This window comes from Bacillus sp. GW823-FHT06A11 (assembly GCF_058795355.1).
Genome location: NZ_JBXAHS010000003.1, coordinates 970,004 through 995,231, shown reverse-complemented (window position 1 = coordinate 995,231; position 25,228 = coordinate 970,004). Strand labels below are relative to the sequence as shown.

General features: G+C 32.9%; 27 protein-coding genes and 4 pseudogenes. 20 read left to right on the top strand and 11 right to left on the bottom strand.

What is annotated here, in order from left to right; translation table 11 throughout:
- Positions 1 to 726: rhodanese-like domain-containing protein (locus AC1Q8L_RS19295; protein WP_492339480.1), on the top strand; the 726-nt coding region annotated here is incomplete at its 5' end.
- Positions 727 to 1,344: 618 nt separating this feature from the next.
- Here the strand turns inward: AC1Q8L_RS19295 and pssA are convergent.
- Positions 1,345 to 1,836: a CDP-diacylglycerol--serine O-phosphatidyltransferase gene (gene pssA / locus AC1Q8L_RS19290; protein WP_000483075.1), complete on the bottom strand. Its 492-nt coding sequence runs from the start codon at positions 1,834 to 1,836 to the stop codon at positions 1,345 to 1,347.
- 501 nt (positions 1,837 to 2,337) lie between these two features.
- Between pssA and AC1Q8L_RS19285 the strand changes: the two genes are divergently transcribed.
- A complete protein-coding gene (locus tag AC1Q8L_RS19285; protein WP_003302152.1) occupies positions 2,338 to 2,520 on the top strand; it encodes a DUF5065 family protein in 183 nt (60 codons plus the stop codon).
- Between the two features lie 210 nt (positions 2,521 to 2,730).
- On the opposite strand, the pseudogene AC1Q8L_RS19280 reads toward AC1Q8L_RS19285, so the two are convergent.
- Positions 2,731 to 2,914: pseudogene (locus AC1Q8L_RS19280) on the bottom strand (hypothetical protein).
- Between the two features lie 199 nt (positions 2,915 to 3,113).
- Positions 3,114 to 3,617, bottom strand: a complete 504-nt coding sequence (locus AC1Q8L_RS19275; RefSeq protein WP_000636215.1) for a GNAT family N-acetyltransferase — start codon at positions 3,615 to 3,617, stop codon at positions 3,114 to 3,116.
- Positions 3,618 to 3,870: 253 nt separating this feature from the next.
- Here AC1Q8L_RS19275 and AC1Q8L_RS19270 point away from each other — a divergent pair, with 253 nt between their 5' ends.
- The 6 genes and pseudogenes from AC1Q8L_RS19270 to AC1Q8L_RS19245 all read left to right on the top strand — a co-directional run bounded on the left by AC1Q8L_RS19270 (position 3,871) and on the right by AC1Q8L_RS19245 (position 7,633).
- Positions 3,871 to 4,269: a DUF2871 family protein gene (locus AC1Q8L_RS19270; protein ID WP_000737891.1), complete on the top strand. Its 399-nt coding sequence runs from the start codon at positions 3,871 to 3,873 to the stop codon at positions 4,267 to 4,269.
- Positions 4,270 to 4,395: 126 nt separating this feature from the next.
- On the top strand, positions 4,396 to 5,787 hold the full coding sequence (locus AC1Q8L_RS19265; RefSeq protein ID WP_000406589.1) for an FAD-binding oxidoreductase: 1,392 nt from the start codon (positions 4,396 to 4,398) through the stop codon (positions 5,785 to 5,787).
- 50 nt (positions 5,788 to 5,837) lie between these two features.
- A pseudogene (locus AC1Q8L_RS19260) lies at positions 5,838 to 5,981 on the top strand (bile acid:sodium symporter family protein); the annotation flags it as partial.
- A gap of 12 nt (positions 5,982 to 5,993) precedes the next feature.
- A complete protein-coding gene (locus AC1Q8L_RS19255; RefSeq protein ID WP_001172063.1) occupies positions 5,994 to 6,341 on the top strand; it encodes a DUF4260 domain-containing protein in 348 nt (115 codons plus the stop codon).
- A 23-nt stretch (positions 6,342 to 6,364) separates the two neighbouring features.
- Positions 6,365 to 6,892: a GrpB family protein gene (locus AC1Q8L_RS19250; RefSeq protein ID WP_000813521.1), complete on the top strand. Its 528-nt coding sequence runs from the start codon at positions 6,365 to 6,367 to the stop codon at positions 6,890 to 6,892.
- Positions 6,893 to 7,033: 141 nt separating this feature from the next.
- Positions 7,034 to 7,633 (top strand): FMN-binding negative transcriptional regulator, encoded by a 600-nt coding sequence (locus AC1Q8L_RS19245; RefSeq protein WP_000275797.1) that lies wholly within the window; start codon positions 7,034 to 7,036, stop codon positions 7,631 to 7,633.
- Positions 7,634 to 7,706: 73 nt separating this feature from the next.
- Here the strand turns inward: AC1Q8L_RS19245 and AC1Q8L_RS19240 are convergent, their stop codons facing one another.
- The 5 genes from AC1Q8L_RS19240 to AC1Q8L_RS19220 form a co-directional block, all read right to left on the bottom strand.
- Entirely contained in the window at positions 7,707 to 7,895 is a 189-nt protein-coding gene (locus AC1Q8L_RS19240; RefSeq protein WP_000592016.1) for a Phr family secreted Rap phosphatase inhibitor, read from the bottom strand.
- The gene (locus tag AC1Q8L_RS19235; protein WP_016512493.1) at positions 7,892 to 8,986 is read right to left on the bottom strand and encodes a response regulator aspartate phosphatase; all 1,095 of its coding nucleotides are present in this window, start codon (positions 8,984 to 8,986) and stop codon (positions 7,892 to 7,894) included. The genes AC1Q8L_RS19240 and AC1Q8L_RS19235 overlap by 4 nt, the downstream gene beginning before the upstream one ends.
- 255 nt (positions 8,987 to 9,241) lie before the next feature.
- Positions 9,242 to 10,708 (bottom strand): protein adenylyltransferase SelO, encoded by a 1,467-nt coding sequence (locus AC1Q8L_RS19230; RefSeq protein WP_000164907.1) that lies wholly within the window; start codon positions 10,706 to 10,708, stop codon positions 9,242 to 9,244.
- Positions 10,709 to 10,885: 177 nt separating this feature from the next.
- Positions 10,886 to 11,884 carry an NADP-dependent oxidoreductase gene (locus AC1Q8L_RS19225; RefSeq protein WP_000646439.1) on the bottom strand — a complete coding sequence of 333 codons (999 nt, stop codon included), beginning with the start codon at positions 11,882 to 11,884 and terminating at the stop codon, positions 10,886 to 10,888.
- Positions 11,885 to 11,902: 18 nt separating this feature from the next.
- On the bottom strand, positions 11,903 to 12,247 hold the full coding sequence (locus tag AC1Q8L_RS19220; RefSeq protein ID WP_000571870.1) for an ArsR/SmtB family transcription factor: 345 nt from the start codon (positions 12,245 to 12,247) through the stop codon (positions 11,903 to 11,905).
- A gap of 91 nt (positions 12,248 to 12,338) precedes the next feature.
- Here AC1Q8L_RS19220 and AC1Q8L_RS19215 point away from each other — a divergent pair, with 91 nt between their 5' ends.
- The 10 genes and pseudogenes from AC1Q8L_RS19215 (at position 12,339) to AC1Q8L_RS19170 (ending at position 20,528) form a co-directional block, all read left to right on the top strand.
- Positions 12,339 to 12,470, top strand: a complete 132-nt coding sequence (locus tag AC1Q8L_RS19215; RefSeq protein ID WP_001227549.1) for a hypothetical protein — start codon at positions 12,339 to 12,341, stop codon at positions 12,468 to 12,470.
- Positions 12,471 to 12,756: 286 nt separating this feature from the next.
- Positions 12,757 to 14,376, top strand: coding sequence for an FAD-dependent oxidoreductase (locus AC1Q8L_RS19210; RefSeq protein ID WP_000839990.1), 1,620 nt, complete (start codon positions 12,757 to 12,759; stop codon positions 14,374 to 14,376).
- Positions 14,377 to 14,621: 245 nt separating this feature from the next.
- Positions 14,622 to 15,425, top strand: a complete 804-nt coding sequence (locus AC1Q8L_RS19205) for a hypothetical protein (protein WP_000151461.1) — start codon at positions 14,622 to 14,624, stop codon at positions 15,423 to 15,425.
- Complete coding sequence (locus AC1Q8L_RS19200) at positions 15,422 to 16,417, top strand: WXG100 family type VII secretion target (RefSeq protein ID WP_000012250.1); 996 nt, start codon at positions 15,422 to 15,424, stop codon at positions 16,415 to 16,417. Before AC1Q8L_RS19205 ends, AC1Q8L_RS19200 begins: the two co-directional genes overlap by 4 nt.
- Before the next feature lie 16 nt (positions 16,418 to 16,433).
- A complete protein-coding gene (locus tag AC1Q8L_RS19195; RefSeq protein WP_063548210.1) occupies positions 16,434 to 17,084 on the top strand; it encodes a hypothetical protein in 651 nt (216 codons plus the stop codon).
- Between the two features lie 30 nt (positions 17,085 to 17,114).
- Positions 17,115 to 17,381 (top strand): DUF4176 domain-containing protein, encoded by a 267-nt coding sequence (locus AC1Q8L_RS19190; RefSeq protein ID WP_001088075.1) that lies wholly within the window; start codon positions 17,115 to 17,117, stop codon positions 17,379 to 17,381.
- A gap of 119 nt (positions 17,382 to 17,500) precedes the next feature.
- Positions 17,501 to 17,620, top strand: a pseudogene (locus AC1Q8L_RS19185) (WXG100 family type VII secretion target); the annotation flags it as partial.
- A gap of 16 nt (positions 17,621 to 17,636) precedes the next feature.
- Positions 17,637 to 18,290, top strand: a complete 654-nt coding sequence (locus tag AC1Q8L_RS19180) for a hypothetical protein (RefSeq protein WP_098312130.1) — start codon at positions 17,637 to 17,639, stop codon at positions 18,288 to 18,290.
- Entirely contained in the window at positions 18,265 to 19,056 is a 792-nt protein-coding gene (locus AC1Q8L_RS19175; RefSeq protein ID WP_016512497.1) for a hypothetical protein, read from the top strand. Before AC1Q8L_RS19180 ends, AC1Q8L_RS19175 begins: the two co-directional genes overlap by 26 nt.
- A 527-nt stretch (positions 19,057 to 19,583) precedes the next feature.
- Positions 19,584 to 20,528 carry a glycerophosphodiester phosphodiesterase gene (locus tag AC1Q8L_RS19170; protein ID WP_001226345.1) on the top strand — a complete coding sequence of 315 codons (945 nt, stop codon included), beginning with the start codon at positions 19,584 to 19,586 and terminating at the stop codon, positions 20,526 to 20,528.
- 38 nt (positions 20,529 to 20,566) lie between these two features.
- Here AC1Q8L_RS19170 and AC1Q8L_RS19165 read toward each other — a convergent pair.
- Together AC1Q8L_RS19165 and AC1Q8L_RS19160 are read right to left on the bottom strand one after the other, a co-directional pair.
- A pseudogene (locus AC1Q8L_RS19165) lies at positions 20,567 to 21,076 on the bottom strand (DUF3916 domain-containing protein).
- Positions 21,069 to 21,920, bottom strand: a complete 852-nt coding sequence (locus tag AC1Q8L_RS19160; RefSeq protein WP_025118626.1) for a LysR family transcriptional regulator — start codon at positions 21,918 to 21,920, stop codon at positions 21,069 to 21,071. Before AC1Q8L_RS19160 ends, AC1Q8L_RS19165 begins: the two are co-directional and overlap by 8 nt.
- 86 nt (positions 21,921 to 22,006) lie before the next feature.
- Here AC1Q8L_RS19160 and AC1Q8L_RS19155 point away from each other — a divergent pair, with 86 nt between their 5' ends.
- Positions 22,007 to 23,236, top strand: coding sequence for an MFS transporter (locus AC1Q8L_RS19155; protein ID WP_029948600.1), 1,230 nt, complete (start codon positions 22,007 to 22,009; stop codon positions 23,234 to 23,236).
- Between the two features lie 109 nt (positions 23,237 to 23,345).
- On the opposite strand, the gene AC1Q8L_RS19150 is transcribed toward AC1Q8L_RS19155, so the two are convergent.
- Positions 23,346 to 23,576 (bottom strand): hypothetical protein, encoded by a 231-nt coding sequence (locus AC1Q8L_RS19150; RefSeq protein ID WP_000798786.1) that lies wholly within the window; start codon positions 23,574 to 23,576, stop codon positions 23,346 to 23,348.
- Positions 23,577 to 23,833: 257 nt separating this feature from the next.
- Here AC1Q8L_RS19150 and AC1Q8L_RS19145 point away from each other — a divergent pair, with 257 nt between their 5' ends.
- On the top strand, positions 23,834 to 24,961 hold the full coding sequence (locus tag AC1Q8L_RS19145; protein WP_000915205.1) for a serine hydrolase domain-containing protein: 1,128 nt from the start codon (positions 23,834 to 23,836) through the stop codon (positions 24,959 to 24,961).
- The last annotated feature ends 267 nt before the right edge of the window (positions 24,962 to 25,228 follow it).

Sequence of the window (25,228 nt, the reverse complement as noted above, 5' to 3'; positions counted from 1 at the left end):
ACTTTATTGACGGGACAGCCAGAGCCTCCAAAGTATTTTTCATTAATGAAGAATTTAAATAAGTATGGTCCTCCAATCCGTAAGAAGAGAAAGATTACTGCTATTAATACAGTAGAAGAACTTCAAGAAATTTTGAAGAGCATTCATCAAATAGTTGATATAAGGGATGTAGAGAGTTTTGCTGCAGGTCATATCGAGAAGTCAATTAACATACCTTATAACAATTCTTTCACAACTTGGTGTGGATGGTTATTAGATTATAAAAAAGAAACTTTAATAATTCTAGATGAGGAAAAGGTTAAAGTAGAGGCAGTTATTAGAGAATTTGAATCTATTGGGTTAGATAATATTATTGCTTTTGCACCCTTAAAAGTAATACAAAGACTTGATAGATTTGAAAGTTACAAAGAAAAAACATCGATTGAATTATATCCGCATATAAAAGGTGGAAGCGTTAAGGTTATCGATGTGCGTAGTAAAAAAGAGTGGGAGGAAGGACACCTTCATGATGCAAAACATATCACTTTAGGTAATCTATTTGAACAACTAGATTATATACCGAAAGATTTTCCAATAGTTTTGCAATGTCGAACCGGATTACGTTCAGCTATAGCAGCTAGTATTTTACAAAGAGCTGGTATAAAGGAAGTAGTGAATTTAAAGGGAGGATTTCTTGCATGGAAAGAAGAAGGGCTTCCTTATACAACATGCAATCTCAATGTGTAGGAAAATATTATATGCTAGGTAAGAATAATTAAAAGAAGTTATAGATGACGTGTTAGAAAAGGGAATCATAATTGTCGCAGATTCAGGAAATACATTAGGATTATTAATTGATTATCCAGTTAAATATGAAAATGTAATATTTGTTTTAGCATTAAATAATTTAACATTGGATCCATCTTTTATGGAATGGCAGTGTTGGAAGTACTTAGGTATTATCAATAAGAACCCAATTTAAAATTCTCTTGGATGCAAGAGAATTTTTTTATTGGGAATAGTAAGGGGGAGGGGAGGTGCATTACATATGGGAAAAGGTAGAAGTAATAATGCTGGTAAAAAGCAACCGAATTTTGATGATTCATCTAATTTTGCTAAACAAAGCCAACCGACAGAAAAGAAGAAGAAATAAGAACAGGAGCTCTCTTGATAAAGGGAGCTCCTGTTAAAAGTGGATTGACGTTTCAGAATAACATATCGATGGATTAACCCAATAGCCATAAATACAAGGTTTTAATTTTTACGAAGGGCACCTAATTTAATATTATTGTCCCGCTTTTTTATACTTATTGATGCGTTAAATTCATTTGAGATGCTCCTTAATGGCGTTGGGCGTGACCTTAATTAAAATTTTTTAAACCTAATGGGACTTACCATTAAGAGGGCGAGGATTAAAGTAATCCATGCATTACTATATGAAAACAATGCCATACCAGCCAATGATAATCCTGCAGCTGGAATAGGTAATCCCTTAAAATATCCAATAGTTGGTTTAATACTAAATTTAGCTAATCTTAAAGCACCCATTGTTGGGAATAGGATAAATGCCAAAGAAGTTAAAATAGAAGGTGTTGCTATCGTATGAAATAAAAGCGCAGGAGCGACGCCGAAACTAACAATATCAGCTAAGGAATCCAATTCTACGCCAAACTCACTGTTCACTTTTAATTTTCTCGCAATTCTTCCATCAAGAAAATCTAAAACAGCTGAAAAGAAAATGAGAATGGAGGCTGTTCCTAAATATTCACTCATATTCAAGGTAATTGAGAAAACACCGCACAATAAATTTCCAATCGTAAATAAATTCGGTATAATTTTTACAAGCTGATTAAACAAGTTTGTTCCTCCTAAATTAATTAAACTTCACATTTCTGTAGCAATTTCTATATATTCTTCCGTTATTCTTAAAAATATATGACCACTGTATTACTGTAAGCTAATTAAATTTCGATAAGAGAAAAATTGATTTCTTAAATGTTCCACTGGTTTATAAAAATGTTTAATCATTTTCAGTACGCGTTATTGAATATTAGCACTTGATAGTTGATATTTCGAGTAGTCAGGGATTTTCCGGTTCTGGTGCAAAAAATTCAAGGTAATTAAAAATAATCTCTAAAAAGGAGACATAATGATACTATTATTTTAAAAAGGTTCGTGGTTGGTATCGAATATAAAAAAATAGAATTTTTATACAAAAATCACCCGAAAGGGTGCCTTTTGTACCTCTTAAAATGACTGAAGATGTGTTTACTTGAGTTCATTAGGTAGTTAGAGGTTGATAGACTATCTTTAACGAAAATGTTGAGTAGTTCATCTTCATTATATATCAATTTAATAATGATTGGGGATTTAGAAAGTTCCATGGAAAGTACATATCAACCTGATTGGAAGATTGGAAATTTAATAACTAGTGATACATTTTACTTAACGCAACATTTTGGTGCGCAAATGAAAATTTTTAAAGTCCACACAAATGGTACCCTAGAACGATTTCAAACAATAGAACCAGAATTAAAATAAAATTTTTGCAGGATCAATTAAATTCATTCCTTGTTATGCAAACACATTTTCAGCGGAAATAACTTCTTCACTATTTTGCGCTAGACGGAATTTACAAAAAATGGTTAAATTTCCTGATCTTGAAATAATCCTTTCAAATTGCAATCCTACTTTTTCTACAAATTTTACTGCATCAACAATATTTATAGAAGTAAATGCTACAAAATTTTTTCAAATGAAATTTATAAAAGCTTGATAGGCAATACCAAGGGGAAAAGACCGTAGCTACCATATGTGCAGTCCATTTAGGAATATTTAAATTCAATACGGTATTGTACAAGATTCCATATACGATACAAATGATTAATACAAATGCAATGAATTGAAGAGCTAACAAAAATAGTGGTTGTTCCATCTATTCTCACTTTTTTTGTTTAATATATTAATATAATTTATTTGGAGGTGGAAGTTTTATTTCTATAAAGTTCCAAAAATGTAATATGAAAGGAATATTAGTAATCACAAGAATTGATGCAACTATAATGTAACTAAAAATAGTATTACAAAATCAGTAAAATAGTAAAGAAGGTCACCATTCACGGCGACCTTCTTTACTATGCGTTATACCCAAATAATTTTAAATCTTCTCCTGAATTTGAAATTATTTTCTCAAATCGTAATCCTACTTTTTCTAAAAGCTTTCCTGAGGCGATGTTATCTATAGAAGTAATTGCTACAATTCGTTTCATGCTGAGCTTTTGTACACCGTATTCGATTATCGCAGAAGCTGACTCGTAGCCGTATCCTTTTGAACGGAATGTCTCTAAAAAGGCAAATCCGATATCAACGTCTTCTAATGAATCTCTTTTAATAAGGCCACACATACCAAGTGGAGTGAGATCTTCTTTTCGTTCTACTAAGTAAAGGCCAAATCCGAGTTTGTTATACATATCGATGGGACCGTTTACAATATAATTTTTTGCATCTTCTAAGTTTCTAACCCCTTTGTCACCGATAAACTGAATCCATGCAGGATCGTTTACTAACTCAAGAATAAAAGAAGCGTCTTTTATATCAAACCAACGAAGATTTAGACGTTCGGTTTCAAGAACTATCAATTATTACACCACCTTTAAAAAGTTATAACAATTAGTATGGATTGTGTAAAACAAAAGTGCAACATATTTTAATGGGGGTGTTTGTTCACATAAAGTTCGTTTGTTTTGTATAGAGAGATATTTTATAATTAGGATTGATTGTAAAGAGTGAGATACTTATACAATGACTCCTAGGTGACTAGGAGTTTTTACTATATAACTATCATTATTACTAAATATGACACACTACACATTCTACTCAAGGAGGTACATAATGAAGAAATTATATAATGCATCGTTTACGTATTTGATTATCGGTTTATTATCAGGGATTTTCGCTAGGGAGTATGGTAAGTATAAAGGGATTTTAGGATCTACTTTGTTAAATCTTTTGCATACACATACACTTGTACTTGGCTTTTTCTTCTTTTTAATTGCTTTAGGATTAGCAAAAGTATTCGCGTTTCATGAAGTGAAAGGGTTTAATAAGTGGTTTGTTTTACATAACATTGCATTAACATTAATGTTAGGTTCGCTAGCAGCGAGAGGGCTTCTTCAGTTAAATGGAGCTGACTTTAAAGGGTTAACTTATATTGTAGGGTTTTCTCATTCGTTGATGGCAGTTACTTTAATTTGGTTTATGTTGTTAATAAAGAAATCGTTTAAAATGTAGTGAAAAAGAACTTGTAGCGTGTGCTGCGGGTTCTTTTTTGTATGTTCAGGTTAAATAATCTTATTTTTCTAATTATTTTGTATAAAGATGGTATACTTATTTTAAAATTAAAAAGGAGAGTTGATTATGGAAATAACAATTGAACATGTAGTAAATGAATTAAGAAGCATACTTCCTGAAGATCGAGTAGTAATAAATATGACAGTACGAGAGTTACATAGTAAAGATGAATCTTACCACGTTAGTAGTTTACCTGATGTAGTTGTTTTTCCAAAAACGACCGAAGAAGTTAGCGCGATAATGAAAATAGCGAGTCAGCACGGAACAGCTGTCGTTCCATTTGGAGTAGGATCCAGTTTAGAGGGACATGTAATTCCTTACGAAAAAGGAATTACAATGGACTTTTCTCTTATGAACAAAATACTTGAAATAAGAGAAAAGGATTTTCTTGTGAGAGTACAGCCAGGGGTGACGCGCTCTCAGCTTAATAAAGAATTGAAAAAGTATGGATTATTTTTTAGTGTAGACCCAGGAGCTGATGCAACGTTAGGAGGAATGGCTGCTACAAATGCGAGCGGAACGACAGCGGTAAAGTATGGTGTAATGCGTAATCAAGTTCGAGATTTAGAAGTCGTTCTTGCTGATGGAGGAGTAATACATACCGGGAATTTAGCGGCGAAGTCATCATCAGGTTATCATTTAAATGGTATTTTCGTAGGATCAGAAGGAACACTTGGATGTTTCACGGAGTTAACTTTAAAAGTATACGGTATACCAGAACATGTTATGGCTGCGAGGGCATCGTTTCCAACTATAAATGATGCAGTAGAAGCTGTAATTAACATATTACAAGCAGGTATTCCAATCGCGAGAATTGAACTCGTTGATGAATTATCTATGAAACAAGTAAATTATTATAATGAAACAAGTTACAGAGAAGAACCGACACTGTTTTTAGAGTTTCACGGCAATGAAGCAGGGTTAAAGCAAGATATTGAATTTACGAAAGAAATCGTTCTTGATCATAAATGTATAGAAATTACGTTTGAGACGGAAACAGCAGCGAGAAATAAACTGTGGGATGCAAGACATAACTTAGCGTACTCTTACGTGCATAGTTATCCTGGTAAAAAGCTAATGAGTACAGACGTATGTGTGCCAATTTCGGAATTAGCTGGAGCGATTCAACATGCGAAAGAGGTATTAGATAAAGTAGGGCTTATTGGCGGTATTCTAGGTCATGTTGGAGATGGGAATTTCCATGTACTCTTAATGATTGACACAAATGATAAAGAGGAAGTAAAGAAGGCGGACGAAATAAACGAAAGTATCGTTCTGTATGCTCTTAAACGAGGAGGAACGTGTACAGGAGAACATGGCGTTGGAATCGGAAAACGAAAGTATCAAGAAGAAGAACATGGGGCGGCATTATTTGTAATGGAGAAAATAAAGAAAGCTCTTGATCCGCAAAATATTTTGAATCCGAATAAGGTGTTTCAATTAAAAGATAGGGGCTGATTGGATGAAAGTACTAGAAGCGATAAGTAATATAGCTGGAAAGTATTTTGCATTGTGGACCGGCTGCTGCACTCCCAAGTGTATTAGCGGCAGTATGGCATAACATTGCAGGGCCAATATTAGCAACCATCTGGTCAAAAAATGCAAAGAACACTTTCAGCGATGAAAATGTATTAATAAATATAGAAAAATAGGAATGATAAATAATGCAAAAACGTATTGTACATTTTGAAGGAATGGTTGTATTTTTAGCCACGATTTATATGTATTCGATATATGAGTTTAGTTGGATTATATTTTTTGTATTCCTTTTAGCGCCGGATTTATCCATGTTAGCGTATGGGATCAATAATCACGTTGGTGCGAAAATATATAATGTATGTCACACATATATCATATCCATATTAATTGTTCTAATAGGTGTCTATTTTAAGATAGATACCGTTATAATGATTGGCTTAATATGGACAGCACATATTGGAATGGATCGAATGTTTGGATATGGATTGAAATATGAGACGGATTTTAAGGATACTCATATTCAACGGTTATAATTTGTTTTGAGAAGAGGGGTACGTTGAAGCAGAGAATTGCTATCGAAGAATATAATGTCAAATGGGAAAGTGAATTTAATAAAATACACACTCTTATTAACAATGTAATGGAAGACAGCATTGTATCTATTGAACATGTTGGGAGTACATCTGTTAAAGGGCTTGCATCAAAACCAATACTAGATATTGATGTTGTAATAGAAGAGTTCGAAATTTTTTATGAGGTAGTAAAAAAACTTGAGAAGATAGGGTACTATCATCAGTTAGAATGGAGATTTAAAGGCAGAGAGGCGTTTGGAAGAAAGGATGCGTTCGTTCCATGGAACGAGGGAAATACAGTTTGGATGGAACATCATTTATATGTGTGTGATAAAAATAGTGAAGAGTTGAGAAGGCATATAGCGTTTCGAGATTACCTTCGTGAACATACTAAAGTAGCTAATGAGTATGGAAACTTGAAGGAAGAGTTAGCAAGAGAGACGAAAAATCGATCTAGTTATATTGAAGGTAAGACCGTATGTATTACAAATATATTAGAAAAAATAAACTAAGGCAGCATGGAATACATGCTGCCTATTCTTTTGAAATAGAAAGCTGCCATTATAAAACAAATACAAACTGGCCCTGTTGATTGATGCGGTTACTAAATATAATAGGAAATAAATTAGAAAAGATCGGAAAAGAGGGAGTTTATGTACATACCAAAATATTTCGCAATACAAGATGAAGAGATGAAGTACGAAATAATGGAACAAAATAGCTTTGCGACATTATTTTCTCAACATAACGGAGAACCATATGCAACGCACTTGCCGTTGTTGCTAAATAGGGAAACTCTTACTTTACATGGTCACTTCGCACGACCGAATGAACAGTGGAAAGATATTGGGACTCAGCAAGTACTAGCTATATTTCAAGGACCACATAGTTACATCTCTCCGTCATGGTATGAAACAAACAATGCAGTACCAACATGGAATTACGTTGCAGTGCATGTATATGGTGAATTAGAAATTGTTGAAGATGAGAAGACATTAGTAGATTCTCTTCAAGATTTAGTAAATAAATATGAAGGTCCAGAGAGCACCTACTCACTTAATGATGTAGATCCAAATTATATGGGAGGATTAAGTAAGGGAATAGTTGGATTCAAAATAAAGATAAATAAAATAGAAGGAAAAGCGAAGTTAAGTCAAAATCATTCTGTAGAGAGACGAAATTTAGTTGTGGAGAAACTTGAGAAAGTTGGTAGTGAGGGGAGTAAGAGGATTGCGGAGTTGATGAGAAAATAAAGTCTACATGAAAGGAAAATATTCTAAATAAGCGTATTTAAAAAGACCTTCTTAATTGAAGGTCTTCCGTTTTTTAAAGTGCTTTTTCAGTTGTTGTTGAGTTGTAGTCTTTACTTACGTCAACGGATTGAACAAGGTCAGGTCTTTGGGGTGCAGGAAGATCAGCATGACCCGCTTGGTATGTAAATGAACTATGAATGCCAGTAGCCAAAATACCGAAAACAGATAGTCCTAAAAAAACAGAGCTAATTTTTTTAATCATTTCAATGCCCCTTTCTCAAACGTTTTTTCTTTTGCTTGTAACGCTTTATGAAAATATTCACTTGCCTTAATGTGGTTATTTTCACTATAAAATTTAACAGCTAATTTTTCTGAGTATTCTTGAGTGTAGTTATATAATAATTCTTTGTCGAAAAACGTAATTCCTTTAAGGATAATTGTTTCTAATTCTTCAGAAGCAACATTATTATTTAGTTCGTTTAGAATTTTAAAATGATATATATATTCTTCATTATTTAATTCCGTACAAATTTTTAACCCTTTTTGGATTAATCCTTCAGCGATACTTGTTTCATCTAGTTTAGAGTGTTCTCTTGCTTGCAAGAAGAGAGCCTTGAAATGTGTTGGTTTCTTTTCGGTCACTTCTGATAGGTGACGGATTGCGAGTGTGGAGAGGTTTTGACTGGCATACAACCAACCCAAATTATTACGTACACTTAAAATTAATTCTTTTTCATCAGATTTTTGTAAAAGGTGTATTGCTGAATTATATTGCTCTTCCGCTTGTTCATATTGTTTTAAATATACAAATGAGGCACCTAATGTATTTTTACATAATCCAACTTTAACTTCAAAGCCAGTTTGTTTATCGAAAATCTCTTTAGCCTTAGTTGCATATTCAATAGATTCAATTGGTTGGTAAAAGTGATAATGGAAAATCGCCATTCGATAATAAAATTCAGCATGCTCTAGATTATCAGTGTTATTTACTAATAATAACTTAGCCTGTTCATAATGTTCGCTAGCTAAGTTATAGTCTGTGGTTAAAGTTGCATAAATGCCTTTAAAGAAATGATAGTAGTAAGACAGTGGATGATTGGATGAGATTACGTAAGAATCTATTTTATCAAAGCTATCTTTTGAAATACTTAAACTATCTGTCAAAACTTTATGTCGAAACTCTAGTAAGGAATGATATAATGCTAAATTTTCATCTTCCTCGAAGTTTAGTTCCTTTTCCTCAATTTCATGCTTTAAGTTTGTCGCTTGGGACACATCTTGTTTTAGCATAGCCAAATACCAGTCATTAAATAATTTTGTAATTTGTTCATTACCTTGTAGTTGAACGTTCATGAAATCCCCTCACTTTTTGAATATTCTTATAAAATATAGTATCAAAAATAAAAATATTTAGAAATGATGTTTTATATTTCTCAATATTTGTTTAACAAGCTTACGAGTAATTCTATTGGAATAGTGTAGAATTTATTTTGGATTAAAGAAATGGCATCGGGGGATGTGCATTTTAAAGTTTTAGTTGAGTGGGGGGATATAAAAAGGGTGCGTTCACACAATTTATATGAACGCACCTTTTTACATATTAAACAATCAAGTCCCACAAAAAGTACGATAAGGGCGATTCGTCGGTGCAGGCGGAATGCAGTATTCTTCTTGATCTGTAGAATACGCATAAGGGTTTGATAAAGCTTCAAGAAGTTGCTCCATTACGCTATAGTCTTCATTTGTAACAGCTGCTTCTAGTGCTTCTTCTACACGGTGGTTCCTCGGGATGATTGATGGGTTATTATTTTTCATCATCTCGTAGGCGTTTTCTTTTGATTGTTCTTGTCTTTCTAATCGAGATTGCCACAGTTTGTACCATTCTTTAAATTCAGGACTTTCAAATAGAGCTGTATTTTCCATAGCATCAAGAGTTAATGAACGGAATGTATTTGTATAATCCGCTTTATATTTCTCCATCATTTTTAAAAGTTGCTCAATAAGTGATTGATCTTGTTCTTCGTTGCTAAATAGTCCTAATTTCTTTTTCATTCCAAGGAACCAATGGTTTTCATACTGTACGCTAAAATTCGAGATTTCGTCTTGGGCGATTTTTAGTGCTTCTTCTTCATCTTCGTGCAGAATTGGTATTAAAGATTCTGCTAATCGGGCGAGGTCCCATGCGGCCATATATGGTTGATTTCCATATGCATAACGGCCTTGTGTGTCAATAGAGCTAAATACGGTTCCTTGGTCGTAATTGTCCATAAATGCACAAGGACCGTAATCAATTGTTTCGCCACTGATCGTTATATTGTCAGTGTTCATTACGCCGTGAATAAATCCAACAAGTTGCCATTTTGCGATAAGACTTGCTTGTTTTTTAATGACTTTTTGTAGTAATGCAGTATATCGGTTTTCATGGGATTCACTTTCTGGGTAATGTCTTTTTATCGTATAGTCAGCTAGCGATTTAAGGTCCTCTATTGAACCACGAGCTGCAGCATATTGAAATGTACCAACCCGTATATGACTACTAGCTACTCTAGTTAAAATTGCTCCAGGTAACTTTGTTTCACGATATGTAGGTTCACCAGTTGTGACAACAGCCAAACTACGAGTAGTCGGAATATCAAGTGCATACATTGCCTCACTAATAATATATTCACGTAGCATCGGACCGAGTGCAGCACGGCCATCTCCTCGGCGTGAATAGGGAGTAGGGCCAGAACCTTTCAGTTGAATATCGAAACGCTCACCTGAAGGAGTAATTTGTTCGCCAATTAAAAGAGCACGACCGTCGCCTAACATATTAAAATGTCCGAATTGATGACCAGCATATGCTTGAGCTAATGGATGAGCTCCTTCTGGAAGTCCATTGCCAGCGAAAATGGCAATTTCAGCTTCCTTTTTCAGTTCTTCAGGGGTTAAGCCAAGAGATATCGCTAATGAATGGTTTAGTTTAACTAACTCCGGTGAACTTACGGGAGTAGGGGGGATTTCTGTATAAAATGATTGTGGTAAAGTCATATAACTATTATCTAAATTCCAACCTGTTTCATTATTTTTAGTCATTGTATCTCCTCCTTTTTGTATTTTAAATTATGTATTTGTACGTATGTATTCTTTGTAAAGTTAACTAAAAGTATAATACAATATTTCCCCTTGCAATCTATTGTAAGGACTTCATTGTACTATGTCTATTTAACAGCAAATTTAAAACCTCCATTTTTAAAAATGGAGGTTTTATTATTATTTAATTTTTACAATTATTTTTCCTTTTGCTCTTCCAGACTCTGAATATTCCATTGCTTTTTGCGCATCTTCAAAAGGAAAAACTCGATCGATTACAGGTTTGATTTGTCCAGCTTCAATATAGTTTGCAATAGTACGTAATTGATCCCCACTTGGCTTCATAAATAAAAATGAATATTGAGCATTATGCTTTTTTTCAAGTGCAGTAAGTTTTTTGCTGGCTAATGAAAATAAGAGAGTTTTAAAGAATCCTGAACCAAATTCTTTACCGAAGCGAGCATTCGGCATGCCTGAAACGGAAACAATGTTTCCTCCCCTTTTTATAATATTGAATGATTTTTCAAGTGTTGCACCGCCGATTGTATCAAATACGGCATCATAATTTTTTAGTATATCTTCAAATTTCTCTGTTTTGTAATTAATAATTTCATCTGCGCCAAGAGACGTTACTAAATTCGCACCAGCTTCACTAGCAGTCGTTGTAACAATGGCACCCATTATTTTTGCTAGCTGAATAGCGAAAGTACCAACACCACCGGATCCGGCGTGAATTAAAATCTTTTGTCCTTTTTGTAATTGCATGATGTCATGTAATGCTTGATATGATGTTAAGCCAACGAGTGGAATCGAAGCAGCTTCCTCAAAACTTAAATTTTTCGGTTTTAAAGCTATATCATCTTCATGAATGGCTATATACTCCGCGAAAGTACCAATCTTATTTTTTCTTGGACGAGCATATATTTCATCACCAACTTTAAAACGAGTTACTTTTGATCCAACCTTCGTGATGACACCGGCAAAGTCGTTACCAAGGATTAGGGGCATTTCATATTTCAGTAACATTTTTACTTTTCCGTCGCGTATTTTAAAATCAATTGGGTTAATGCTAGCTGCATGAATTTCTGCGAGCACTTCATACTCATTTATTTCAGGAGTAGGTACCTCTGCCATACGCATTGGGACTTTTCCATATCTATCAATTATCATTGCTTTCATTTCTTATACCTCCAAGTTTTAATAAAAGTTTTGCAATAGCTTCTCAATATCTAATACAAGATTTTTTAATAAACCTAATTTTGTACGTATATCAATATAATAAAAATTCTTTGTACCTTCTTTTCTCATTAAAATAATGCCAGCTTCTCGTAAAATCTTAAGGTGATGTGATACTGCTGGACGGGAAAGGTGTGTTTGCTTCGTGATTTCTCCTACACGTAATCCTGTTTGACATTCCGTTTCCATTAGCACTAATAAAATAGCTTGACGCGTTTCATCACCAATTGCCAATAATACTTTTTGAGAATCAATAAAATCTTTTTTTATAATATTTAATTGTTCTTGTTTATTCATTTCAATCACTTTGCCTCCAGGTAATTAGTCGAAAGGTTTAAGATGATGAACCATTACTTCGATACGGTAATGCTACATGATTGTTGTATGAGGTGCAATATTGAGAAAGAAAATCGAGACGAATGAATTTTTTATTGTTGAAAATTATAGGGAGATAGAAAAGGGATTGGAAGGACTACATAACACAATAGATGAGGTTTTAAAAACAAAAAATGATGTAACAATAAAATAAGCGGTCGTAACCTTGTATAATCCATAAGGTTACAATCGCTTATAATGTTTGTATTATTTTTGATTTTTACGATAGAACATGGTTCAACGTAAAGTACGTTCTTTTGTTTTACACTTTCATACAGACACAATTCAGGTGGATTATAGATGTATGAAAAAGTAAAAGTAATTTGGGGCGTAATCTATCTATATGATAATTTAAAATGAAATATAAGTCTATATCTTTGTTGTTTTTTTGATTATATTTATGTCACTGAGCTCAGAACAATGATGTGGAGGGTAAATATATGAAATCGAATGATGTACCAGTTTTAATTGTTGGAGGAGGATTATCAGGATTAGCATCTGCGCTATTCCTTGCAAAACATAACGTTGATTATTTACTGGTTGAAAGGCACCCGTCTACTGCAATTCATCCAAAAGCAGGTGGAATCACTTTTCGTACGATGGAGTTATTTCGAGAATTGGGTTTAGAACAAAGAATTAGATCAGCGGGTAAAGCGTTAGAAAATTGCCGCGGAAGAATAGCAGTTCATACAATAGCTGAGGCGAATAAGGAAGAATTGGTACAAATGAGGGCGGCTCAGTATGGAAACGATGAAAAGTTACTTCAAAAAATAGAAGAGATTAGTCCATCAAAACAAACCGCTTGTTATCAAATTATTTTAGAAGAGATGATGTTACAAGAAGCGAGAACACTAGGCGGAGAATTATCTTTTTATCATGAATTAGTTTCTTATGAACAAAATGAGCAAGGAGTAATCGCAACGATTCGGAATCGCGAAACGGAAGAAGAAAGTATTATTTATTGTGATTATGTAATTGCAGCGGATGGAGCGAAAAGTAAAATACGTAAGCAACTAGGGATAAGTACGGAGGGACGAGGTACAATCGGTGGCTATTATATGAATATTTATTTTGAAGCGGATTTAAGTGAGTTTATACAAGGAGATGCATTTGGTTTTTCTATGGTACTTCATCCGGAAGTTCTTGGTGCGCTTATTCCAGTTGATAACGAAAGAAGATGGATTTACCATGTATCCTACGATCCATTAAAAGGAGAACGACCAGAGGATTTCACTATAGAACGTTGTAAACAAATCATTCAAACCGCAATTGGAAGCACAAATGTTGAGCCGGAAATAGTAAGTGTTTTACCGTGGAAAGCGGCTGAAAGTACTGCTACAAAATTTCAAGAAAATCGTATTTTTTTAGTTGGTGATTCCGCACATATTATGCCGCCAACAGGAGGGTTTGGTTCCAATACAGGAATACAAGATGCACACAATCTAGCCTGGAAATTAGCGGCTGTTATAAAAGGGAAGGCAAAACCAAAACTGTTAGAAACATATCGTGAAGAGAGATATCCTGTTGCAAAATTAACGACGGAGTATGCGAGTAGTTTGTTGTTCCGTGCTGCAAATAGAGAGGAAGGCAGTTTGAATAATATGGATGGTTTAGCTGTAACTGTCGGGTATCAGTATTGTTCAGAAGCAATACTAGATGAATCAGCCACTCCACATAGAATGGATATCGTAGATTTGAATGGAAGACCTGGAACACGAGCACCTCACTTTTGGGGGATGTATAAAGGGAAAGAAGTTTCTATATTAGACTTATTTGGTAACCATTTTGTATTACTTACTGGAGTAGACAATAGTTCTTGGGCTGAAGCTGTATATGATGTTTCATCTAAATTAGGGATAAATATTAAAGTGTATCGAGTTGGGTTAAGCGGAGATTTTATTGCTCAAGAAAATGTTTTTTGTGAATTATATGGGATAGAGAATGAAGGAGTTGTACTAATTAGACCAGATGGCTTTATTGGATGGCGTTCAGAAAAAGCAGTGGTAAATCCAGATGTAATGCTGGAGGAGGTAATGAGTAATTTATTATGTGATTTTTAAGTAACTAAGGAAGTATTGTCTTTTATAGGACGATACTTCTATTTTTTTGGCTTAAAAAATAAAGATTGTGTAGTGAAGAGACATTATTATTATAAAGATATATGCAAATTAATTCTCTTTCTTTTTTTTGTTATTAGAATTTTTTTAGTTTTTAGTTTTAAGTGTTGACTATTACTAGATTGAACCATTTTTTTATTGTATTATATTTCTTAGGGATTACATATTACGCTAGGGAGTGGGACTGTTTGACTATTGAACCTCTTATTTTATCAAATAAAGAAGTATATGTATTAACTGGTATGTTTGACCGTGAAACTATGATTGGAATTGAGAACCCCTTTGAAAATTGGTCAGATGAAGAAATAGACAAAGAATTAGATGTAATGCACGAGCATTGGACAAACGAAGAACTACTCATAATAAAAGAAGATGAAACATTATGTAACAAACAACTTTTAGAATATTTCCGCATTTGTTTAACTACAGGATTTGTTATTGAAGTACAGATAGGTAAAAACAGCGCTTTAGAAAAAAATATTTTCTATTTTAGTGAAAAAAAAGTTATACAAAATGTAATAACAGATGCTAACGGTGATAAACAATGTACATTTAAAGAATGCGGGACACCAGAGGTAGCTTGGCAATATATATATCAAGCATTACAGCCTAAAAATACTTTCTCTTGTCCAAATTATACATTTAAAATCCCTTCTTCTGCATATAAGGAAACTATTTTAAATCAATCAAACAAGCAATTAGTAGATTACTTGAAACTTTACTTAGATGATGAAGCTTCCTTAGAGTTAGCAAACATTATACATAATCGTGAAGAATTAAATACTGTTCAAGTTCATTATTATATAAAGGACTCATGGTCTACAGATTGTATTCAGTTTTTATATAGTCAAAACCAATATTGGCTAATCCAAAAAGTATTAGATAATGAACAAACACAAACAAATTTTATTTGTCTTGATACCTTTACTCTTACTGAAGAGATAAAAAAGATGGTGCTTTATCTTAAATCATTAGGCGGTGAAACAAGGTGAGCGGTGAAATTAAGGTTACTCCTGCCCATTTAAGGAAACTGGCTTCTAATATAGAACAAACAGCTCATGAGCTATCTGAAACATATCAACGTATCAATCAGCAGTTATTCGATCTGCCTTTCCAGATATCTGGAAGAGATGCTGTGTTAAATCAATCCCAATACGCAGGATCAATGTTAGCTACTATAACGACCGCTTTAAAAGAACATAGTGATTCATTAAGAAAAGCTGCTGATCGTTTTGAGAAGGCTGATCAACAAGAAGTTTCATTTGGAGAAGAAGCAATTGATATAAATTGGTTCGCACCGTTTGGTGGCGATATTGGTGATTGGAAAGATAACCCTGCAGGGTCTGCATTTACTTTACTGGGTACTGTAACGGAAGGTGCAGCTGCCTATAAATTGGCATCTTTACATAATAAAGGCTTGCGTGTAACACCCTACACAGATAGAAAAGGAAAAGAAATGGTAAGATTTCAAAATCGGACCGTACTAAAGGATAAAAATGGACTTAATGTGATAAGGCGTACAAAATTACCTTTAGCCGAAGTAAAGCAAATAGACGATGTAAAAAGACATGTTTTATCACCAAAAGAATTTCTTAAAGATTCATTGAAATTAAAAACAAATGCTTTAGGCTATGCAGCTGTAGGATGGGATGTAATTAATGATACAAAGGAAAATATTGAAAATAAAGCGTCAAAAACTAAGATAGCTGGTGATATTATTGGTGATGCAGCAATTGGGGTTGGTACAACTGCTGTAAGTGCCTTTGCGGGAGCCAAGCTAGGTGCAGCTGTTGGAACTGTTTTTGGCGGTCCAATCGGAACTGTTGCTGGAGCTTGTATTGGCTTTGGTGTTTCTATAGGAGCTAGTATAATAACAGATGGAATTAAGTTTAACAAAGGTGATTGGAATCATGATGGTAAACAGGATTCAATAAAAGATAGAGTTAAATCTGGAATCGGAGCAACTTTAGATAAAATTTTTTAGTTTTTAGGAGAGTAATATGGAAAAATACCACGGAAAAAGCACAGAACAAATTATTCAGAAATTGATGCCTGGCAGTGTAAGATCGAGTGTCGTTATGGTATGGGTAGTTATTAATTTTATGATTTTAACCCCATTTTTATTTCCTCCAACCTTTACTATATACTTATATGTAATTTTACCTTTTCTTTTGATTGCTAATATATGGGGGGTATGGGTATTTTTTTGTAAACCAAATGAGCCAAGGTTGGCACACATTTTATATAATGGATTTATGGGGCTAACTTTTTCTTTTGGAAGCTTTATAGTGATTCAAAAGATTGCATATACTTTTATTGAAATTGAAACACCTCTGTTTTTTATTGTTACTTTTGTGCTTTACATTTTTACAATTTATAAATTGATTTCTATTGGAGTGAAAAGTTTTTTAAGGAGATTAAACAATGAAGAAAATGACAATATAAAAATTTCTCCAATTGTTTATTTATCAGGATTGGGATATGTTATTGGACAAATATGTATAGGTACATTATCACAAAACGGTTTAGCGACGGTCTTAATTTTAGTCTTTTCTTTATTGGCTGTTGTGTCTAGTATATATGGTGTATATATATGTATATATATTGATTTAAAGAGATGGAAAACCAATCTAGATTCCTTAAATTCTTAAAAAAACAATTAATAAGGAGGAGGACATACAATGAATTCGCAACTTTTTCCTATAGGATCTATTGTAATTTTAAAAGAAGGTACAAAGAAACTTATGATTTTTGGGCGAAAACAAAAAGTAGCAACAGATGAGGTAAGAAAATTCGATTATATGGGATGTCCTTATCCAGAAGGCTATATTAATCCAGATTTCACTTATTTATTTAATCATGATGATATTCAAGAAGTTGTTTCAACTGGATATGAAGATCAGGAAGAGCGTACTTTCCAAAAAAATGTATTATCTAAAATAAAATAAGAAATAATGTAAAAAAAACTGTTTAAACAAGCAGTTTTTTTTACATTATTTCTTATTAGTGATGCAGCAAACGGATCTTTTATTGGAGTGGAATAAGCTTGGATGTTTTTATAGAAATTAATATAGAAACTGATGGAATCAAATTTAACAAAGGTGATTGGAATCATGATGGTAAACAGGATTCGATAAAAGATAGAGTTAAATCTGGAATCGGAGCAACTTTAGATAAAATTTTTTAGTTTTTAGGAGAGTAATATGGAAAAATACCACGGAAAAAGCACAGAACAAATTATTCAGAAATTGATGCCTGGCAGTGTAAGATCGAGTGTCGTTATGGTATGGGTAGGTATTAATTTTATGATTTTAACCCCATTTTTATTTCCTCCAACCTTTACTATATACTTATACGTGATTTTACCTTTTATTTCCATTGCTAATATATGGGGAGTATGGGTATTTTTTTATAAACCAAATGAGCCAAGGTTGGTACACATTTTATATAATGGATTTATGGGGCTAACTTTTTCTTTTGGAAGCTTTATAGTGATTCAAAAGATTGCATATACTTTTATTAAAATTGAAACACCTCTATTTTTTATTGTTACTTTTCTGCTTTACATTCTTACAATCTATAAATTGATTTCTATTGGAATGAAAAGTTTTTTAAGGCGATTAAACAATGAAGAAAATGAAAATATAAAAATTTCTCCAATTGTTTATTTATCAGGATTGGGATATGTTATTGGACAAATATGTATAGGTACATTATCACAAAACGGTTTAGCGACGGTCTTAATTTTAGTCTTTTCTTTATTGGCTGTTGTGTTTAGTATATCTGGAGCGTATATATGCATATATATTGATTTGAAGAGAGAGGAAATGGATGGGATGCATAATGGACAAATATAATGGCAACAACATAGTGGATTGTATACGAATATTAATACCATTTGATATAAGGAATGTTGTAGGGGCCTTTATGTGGGTTATCATGAATTTTATGCTACTTATCATTTTATTCATATTTCCACCGTTCAATATATACTCTTACGTAGCCTTACCATTTTATGTGATATGTAATCTATGGGGAATTTGGGTTTCTATTCATAAGCCTCGGCAGCCTCAATTGCAACATTTACTATATTCTGGATTTGTTGCTTTAAGTATTTCATTTTGTAGCTTCATAGCTGTACAAAAGTTAGCTTACGAATTCGTAGAAATAGAGTCACCTTTATTTTTTACTCTATCGCTTATTGCATATAGTTTAATTGTTTATAAATCTGAATTATTCTGGATTAAATATTTTACAGCCCGCTTAAGGGGGACAACTGATCAAGATGTGAAAATTCCTAAAATTGTATATTTTTCTGGTTTAGGTTATATGATTGGTCAAGTTATTATTGGGATTTTGAGCCAAAAAGCTATGGCGATTGTGCTAATCGTTATATTGTCATTTATTTCAGTTGTTTTCCTAGCGCTAAGTACACATTTGTATTTTTACTTTGATTTCAAAAAACAAGGTATTACTTCGCGACATTTAAAAAAATTACATTCTCAAAAGAAGCCTAGACTGTCAAGAAAGGAAAGGAGACAATCCACGGCTGCTTCGGGACATGTAAATATACCACATTCTCAAAAGAAACCTAAACTTACAAGAAAAGATATACGAAATTAAGAATTTGTAATTAAATAAAACCTAGGTTTACGTAAATATCACGTCAAATGATAATAGAATTTTATCTTGTATGAATGGAAATTAAAGAAGTTAGATAGGAATCAGGCTGTACAGAAAAATTCGATAGGTTCAAATACTAATTAGTATGAGATATATAACTTATACTGGTTAAAGCTTCGTCGTACTGAAAAAATAATATTCACAAATATTAATAGGTTTGGTATGATTAATTTCGACAAGTTAATCGAGGCCGGAGATATTTGAGATAAGCCATACATTTATTTAGGGATACAGAAGTGTCCTCTAAATAAATTATGGCTTTTTTTATTGATGAACTGTAATCAATAAGGAGTTACATGTGAATAGGAGGGATATGGAAAATAAATAGTATAGTAATAACATAGGGGAATTGTATTTGTAAGATTGGAATTTTCATATAAGCTTATAAAAATAATGAAAGTATATCTTCTATTTCGTGTAAATCTCATTAACTTGTTGAAATTTGCAACGTAGGAAGGGTTAGAAGGATGAGAAAAATTATTAGCGTTTTAGTTATTTTCTTTATGACGGGAAGTATCTTTGCTGGGGGAGCTGTTCATGCGAAAGCAGAAGGGAAGCATGAATGGAATACGAATAAGTTTTTAAATATTGCACATCGCGGAGCAAGTGGACATGCACCTGAGCACACTTTTGCTTCTTATGATTTAGTGAAAAAAATGAAAGCGGATTATTTAGAGTTAGATATTCAATTAACAAAGGATGGCCAATTAATTGCAATGCATGATACAGCGGTTGATCGCACTACAAATGGAACAGGCGAAGTACGTGATAAAACGTTAAGCGAAATAAAGAGTTTAGATGCAGGATCATGGTTTAATAAAGCGTATCCAGAAAAGGCTAAGCAAGAGTATGTTGGGCAAAAAGTTCCAACTCTTGAAGAAATTTTTCGAAAGTATGGAAGAAGTATGAAGTATTATATTGAAACAAAATCACCAGATGTGTATCCAGGAATGGAAGAGAAATTGTTGGCGTTGTTACAAAAATATAATTTAGTAGGTCAAAACATGTCTTCTAGCCGTGTTATGATTCAATCATTTAGTAAAGATAGTTTGAAAAAGATTCATAGTATGAATGAAAATATTCCGTTAGTTCAATTGCTTTGGTATTATCCAAATGAAAACAATGAAATTGTCGAATGGTCTGGCATTACACATGAACCGAAAAGTGTAACGAATGATGATTTTCAAGAAATTAAAAAGTATGCAGCTGGTATTGGACCAAACTTACGTAATGATAACGGAGAACTAATTATTGATGAGTCATATATGAAAATGGCTAGGAAAAATGGACTGTTAATTCACCCTTATACAATTAACGAGAAACCAGATATGAGATTGTTAATCAAATGGGGTGCTACAGGAATGTTTACAAATTATCCGGATCGATTACATAGTGTATTGAAGGAAAAATAAGTGGAAAAGGGTATACCAGTGTTTTAGGTATACCCTTTTTAATTTAACTCCCCGATAAACAGAATCTCTTTTTCATAGCATTCATCTTCATCATAAATAATTTCTTGAAAGCGAAGTGTTTGGAAGGAATGATAAACTGAAATTTCCTATGTCTCCCCAAAATCAATTTCATTTGAAAGAAGGATCCATTTTTGACATTCACTATTTCTATTAAAGAAATTATGAAAATAGTCCTCATTTTTAAATATAATGATTTGCGAATCCCACAAATTATTTATAGAAATCAAAACAACAACTCGATATGTATGTGTATCGCTCGGTTTCATATTTATTAAATGATTTGCTTGATTTAATAAGGTTTGAATACACAATCGCTTTACTTTTCTAGGTGTTTTACGAGAGTCAATAAAAGCTTGCGAAACTGGCAATAGCATATTCCAATATTCATCGTTATAGAAAGTAGAAGGGAATGTTTTTGTATGTTCCTCAATTCGCTTTATCATAGTGTTTGTTTTTCGTTTCATACCACGTATTTTCTTTTCACGCATTGAGAGTCATCTCCATAAATTTTTGTAATGCAGCAGAGTGATATATATCTTTTCTAGTAATAAAAGTAGTAGGAACTTTTTTGAAGCTATTTGGTAAAGGATTGAATGATATGTCATGTTTGTGACCATTTAAAATAGACTTCATCATAATTGCTACGCCCATACCTGATTTTACACATGTGAGTATCGCTTCAATTGTTCCAAACTCTAATACTCGTTTAGGTGAAATTCCTTCTTCTTGAAGCCAATCTTCTAATAAATTTCTATAATAGCACCCGTGACTAAATGCAAGTAAATTCATGTCTCCTATGTCTTTAAAGGAAGATAAAGGCTTTTTGCTAATGAGAACTAATTCTTCTTCATGAAATATATTTGTATGAAGTTCAGCATGCTGAGTGGTTCCAGCGATAAACGCCCCGTCTAGTTTTCGTTCTAATACAAGTCTAATCAATTGTTCCGTCGTATTTGATTCTAAAATCAATTCGACTTTTGGGTATTCCTCATAATAGGCCGTTAATATAGATGGAAGTCTTACAGCGGTTGTAGATTCTGTACATCCAATTTTTAAAGTGCCCCTTGGTTCGATCCCATTACTTTGAACTGCTTTAATAGATTGATCCATTAAGTGGATAATTTGTTTAGCGTATGTTAATAAAATCTCACCGTTAGAAGTTAAAGTTACACCTTTTCCGTTTCGGTAAAATAAAGGTACACCTAGTTCGTTTTCTAGTTGTTTCATACGCATTGTTACGCCAGACTGTACATAGTTTAAATTTTTAGCTGCGTGAGATATGTTTTTTTCTTTCGCAACTTCGTAAAATACAGTTAAATCTTTTATATCCAAGTATCATCCCTCCATAAAAGGTATCATTTTTTTTGATGGATTATATGATAAATCTTTATTTTATATGATATCAGAACTTTCATACAATGGAAGGGGATGGAGGGATTATTGTGTTAATGGAAGAAAGGATGAATGGTACTTATAAGTGGGTTATGTTAATTTTTGCGACAGTTGCTCAAACAACAGCGACACTTATAACGTATGGTGTTGGAGCATTTGCTTTATTTTGGAAAGAAGAATATGCACTTACGAATACGGAGAGTGGATTGTTAGTAAGTTTTGTAAATATAGGACCGCTATTTTGTATGCTTTTTGTTGGGCGGCTACTTGATCAATACAATGAAAAGTTGTTAATTTCGATAAGTTTATTTTTACTAGGGGGTTCGTTTTTACTGACTAATATGGTCAATGGATTTAATGGGTTACTCTTTGTACTTTTATTAGTAGGAACGTTTTATAGTGTTTCGCAGCCAGGAGGAAGTAAGGTGATAATGAAGTGGTTCTCAAAAGAAAATCGCGGGTTAGCGATGGGGATTAGACAAGCCGGTATACCGATTGGTGGTACATTAGCGGGAGTATTGATCCCGTTTCTTACAATAAAATATAATATGGCCTATGCGGTAAATAGCATTGCATGCATTTGTATAATTGGAGGGTTTTTATTTTTTATATTTTATAAGGAACCATATATTCAAGAGAAAGTTAAACAAGAACGTAGTAAACTTTCTTTTTGGATGCAGTTAAAAGAAGTGATGTGTAAAAAAGAGTTGTATGCAATTTATATAACTGGCATTTGTATGATTTCATTGCAAATGGTGTTAGTTGCACACTTTATAAAATTTTTAGTATTGGAACAATCAATCACGCCAATTTTAGCTGGAAAAGTATTTTCCGTTATGTTCTTTTCTGGAATGGTTGGTAGGGTTATATTAGCAGCTACTAGTGATTTATTTTATAAGGGGAATAGGCGTACCCCCTTATTTATAACTGTTTGTATTTCTATTTTCTTCATTCTAATATTAGTAATGAGCATACATACAATAACGAATGTATTGTATGGCGTAAGTGCATTGTTAGGGTTCTTTTCAATTGGATGGTTTAGTCTTTTTATAACTGAAGTTGCGGAATCAGCAAGTGAAGAATCGGTAGGGATGACAGTGAGTTTTGCACTTACATTAAATCAAATTGCTATTATTGTTGCGCCTGCTTTATTTGGTTATATTGTAGATAAGAAGGGATATACGTACGCGTGGTTATGCATAGTTGTATTACTAACTATTTCAGCGGTTAGCTTATATAGGAAGTATAGAAAATGAAGGAATGTTAGCAATGTAAATTTTTTATGAAGAAAGTCTAAAGAAATGCTGAATGAGCGACATTTCTTTTTTATTTGTTGTATAATCAAAATGTAAATGAGATTCGTTTTCAATTTCGTTCATTACCTCTTTTGAAATTACCTGTAATTTTAGCCATAATTAGCTGTTTTTCTTTATCGTTATTTGCATGATTTATTTTATTTAAAAATTTTTCAGCATCATTTCCTTTTAATACCATAATCTGTTTTCCGTAATATTCAATTAATACCATGTTGTTTTTTATTATCCGATAATGAAACATTTTATCATCTAAACGATTGCGTTTATCGGTATTTTTCATATTACATCTCCATTCTTTTTAGTATGTAACAAATGTTACAAAAGAATTTGAAATTATAGTTTAATGCATCCGATTGTATGTTGGAAATTTTGCAAGAAAGAAATACAATAGAGAGTAGTAAAAATTGAAAATGAGAAAAAGGAATCTAGTTTTAACAGAGTGAATATTAAATAATATTATAATATACTTGATAATTAAAAGATATAAAATAGAATGGATGTACGTTAAGTGAAACTAGATAAAAGAGGGTTCCTAGTATGTTAAAGAAATGGTTAATCGTTTTCTTTATTTTTGCTGTTTTTTGTGGAAGTGTTGTTACACTAATACATGCAAATAAAGGAAAAAAATATGATACAAAGGCATTTTCTAATGTAAATAGTAAGCAAAAAGATGTTAAGCAGGAAGTTGATGCGAATGAGAAAAAGCGTTATGAAATTGCAGCTGGAAAACTAGATCAGTACTTAAAAGATAAAGGATTTAATGGGAGTGTTCTTGTAGCAAGTAAAGATCATGTCATTTTACGAAAAGGCTACGGTTATGCGAATGTGAAAGATCAAGTATTAACAACGCCAAGAACGAAATATCGCATTGGGTCTATTACGAAAACAGTAGTTGCAATATCTATTATGCAACTAAAAGAAAAAGGGAAGTTGAACATTGAAGACAATGTAAATAAATATATCCCATCGTTTCCAGCAGATAAAAATATTACGTTACGAAACTTGTTAACACATACGTCTGGATTACCAGAACAGGGACAAGGTAGTGTTGACGCAGCATCACGGTTAAAATTAGTAACGTGGATTGGGGCACAAACGTTACAATTTCCAGCAGGGACAGGCTGGAAATATACAGATTATAATTATATGGTGCTTGCATATATTGTAGAAAAAATATCGAATAAACCACTTGCTGAATATGTGAAAGAAAATATTTTGACTCCTGTTGGAATGCATGAATCTGGAATGGGCGCAACACTCCCAGAAGATATTTTCTTAGCAGAAGGGTATACGAAAAAAGATAATAAGTTAATAGCCACGCCTCGCTTAAAAATGAACTGGTTGTATGGCTGTGGTGAAATGTATACGACTGTTGAAGATATGAAAAAGTTAGATGAAGCTATTATGGATGGTAAACTACTTTCTAAACAGAGTATATCAGATATGTTTTCTGCATCACCTGCAAGAAAATATGGATTTAGTTTCTATATTTACCCAGATTATTATCATAACCACGGTGTATTAGCTGGCTGGAACACTTTTAATAATTTTAACTGGGATAAACGAACGTTTGTCATATTATTTTCTAACGTCCAAAATGGTATGAATGATGCATTTAATCAAGAATTTAGGAAAATGGCGAATGATTTAATAGAAGGAAAGTAATTATAAAAAAATCGGTATTGATATGTAATTATCAATACCGATTTTTTTATTTTGTAAAGTTTTACTTACTGAATAAAGTGAAACTTTAATCAGCAGGGCCCCACCTAACTTCTTTGCTTTCGCTGAATTTTGAGGTGGGGGTCTTACTGCCCACAAATAGCGGGATAAATAGGTGAAAAAGGTGATTGGCATTTGAATAAATCTAAATAGGTCGTTAAATGCTAAGTAATGCAAAGAACAATTGGTAATTTTTACATTGATAAAAAA

Excerpts from the sequence above, each read along its gene's own strand:
- AC1Q8L_RS19240 (WP_000592016.1), bottom strand. The coding sequence starts at position 7,895 with ATGATTAAAAAAATTAGCTCTGTTTTTTTAGGACTATCTGTTTTCGGT.
- AC1Q8L_RS19230 (WP_000164907.1), bottom strand. The coding sequence starts at position 10,708 with ATGACTAAAAATAATGAAACAGGTTGGAATTTAGATAATAGTTATATG.
- AC1Q8L_RS19255 (WP_001172063.1), top strand. The coding sequence starts at position 5,994 with ATGCAAAAACGTATTGTACATTTTGAAGGAATGGTTGTATTTTTAGCC.
- AC1Q8L_RS19180 (WP_098312130.1), top strand. The coding sequence starts at position 17,637 with ATGGAAAAATACCACGGAAAAAGCACAGAACAAATTATTCAGAAATTG.
- AC1Q8L_RS19225 (WP_000646439.1), bottom strand. The coding sequence starts at position 11,884 with ATGAAAGCAATGATAATTGATAGATATGGAAAAGTCCCAATGCGTATG.
- AC1Q8L_RS19195 (WP_063548210.1), top strand. The coding sequence starts at position 16,434 with ATGGAAAAATACCACGGAAAAAGCACAGAACAAATTATTCAGAAATTG.
- AC1Q8L_RS19270 (WP_000737891.1), top strand. The coding sequence starts at position 3,871 with ATGAAGAAATTATATAATGCATCGTTTACGTATTTGATTATCGGTTTA.
- AC1Q8L_RS19235 (WP_016512493.1), bottom strand. The coding sequence starts at position 8,986 with ATGAACGTTCAACTACAAGGTAATGAACAAATTACAAAATTATTTAAT.
- AC1Q8L_RS19150 (WP_000798786.1), bottom strand. The coding sequence starts at position 23,576 with ATGAAAAATACCGATAAACGCAATCGTTTAGATGATAAAATGTTTCAT.
- AC1Q8L_RS19265 (WP_000406589.1), top strand. The coding sequence starts at position 4,396 with ATGGAAATAACAATTGAACATGTAGTAAATGAATTAAGAAGCATACTT.
- AC1Q8L_RS19155 (WP_029948600.1), top strand. The coding sequence starts at position 22,007 with ATGGAAGGGGATGGAGGGATTATTGTGTTAATGGAAGAAAGGATGAAT.
- AC1Q8L_RS19245 (WP_000275797.1), top strand. The coding sequence starts at position 7,034 with ATGTACATACCAAAATATTTCGCAATACAAGATGAAGAGATGAAGTAC.
- AC1Q8L_RS19175 (WP_016512497.1), top strand. The coding sequence starts at position 18,265 with ATGGGATGCATAATGGACAAATATAATGGCAACAACATAGTGGATTGT.
- AC1Q8L_RS19190 (WP_001088075.1), top strand. The coding sequence starts at position 17,115 with ATGAATTCGCAACTTTTTCCTATAGGATCTATTGTAATTTTAAAAGAA.
- AC1Q8L_RS19285 (WP_003302152.1), top strand. The coding sequence starts at position 2,338 with ATGATTGGGGATTTAGAAAGTTCCATGGAAAGTACATATCAACCTGAT.
- AC1Q8L_RS19210 (WP_000839990.1), top strand. The coding sequence starts at position 12,757 with ATGAAATCGAATGATGTACCAGTTTTAATTGTTGGAGGAGGATTATCA.
- AC1Q8L_RS19145 (WP_000915205.1), top strand. The coding sequence starts at position 23,834 with ATGTTAAAGAAATGGTTAATCGTTTTCTTTATTTTTGCTGTTTTTTGT.
- AC1Q8L_RS19170 (WP_001226345.1), top strand. The coding sequence starts at position 19,584 with ATGAGAAAAATTATTAGCGTTTTAGTTATTTTCTTTATGACGGGAAGT.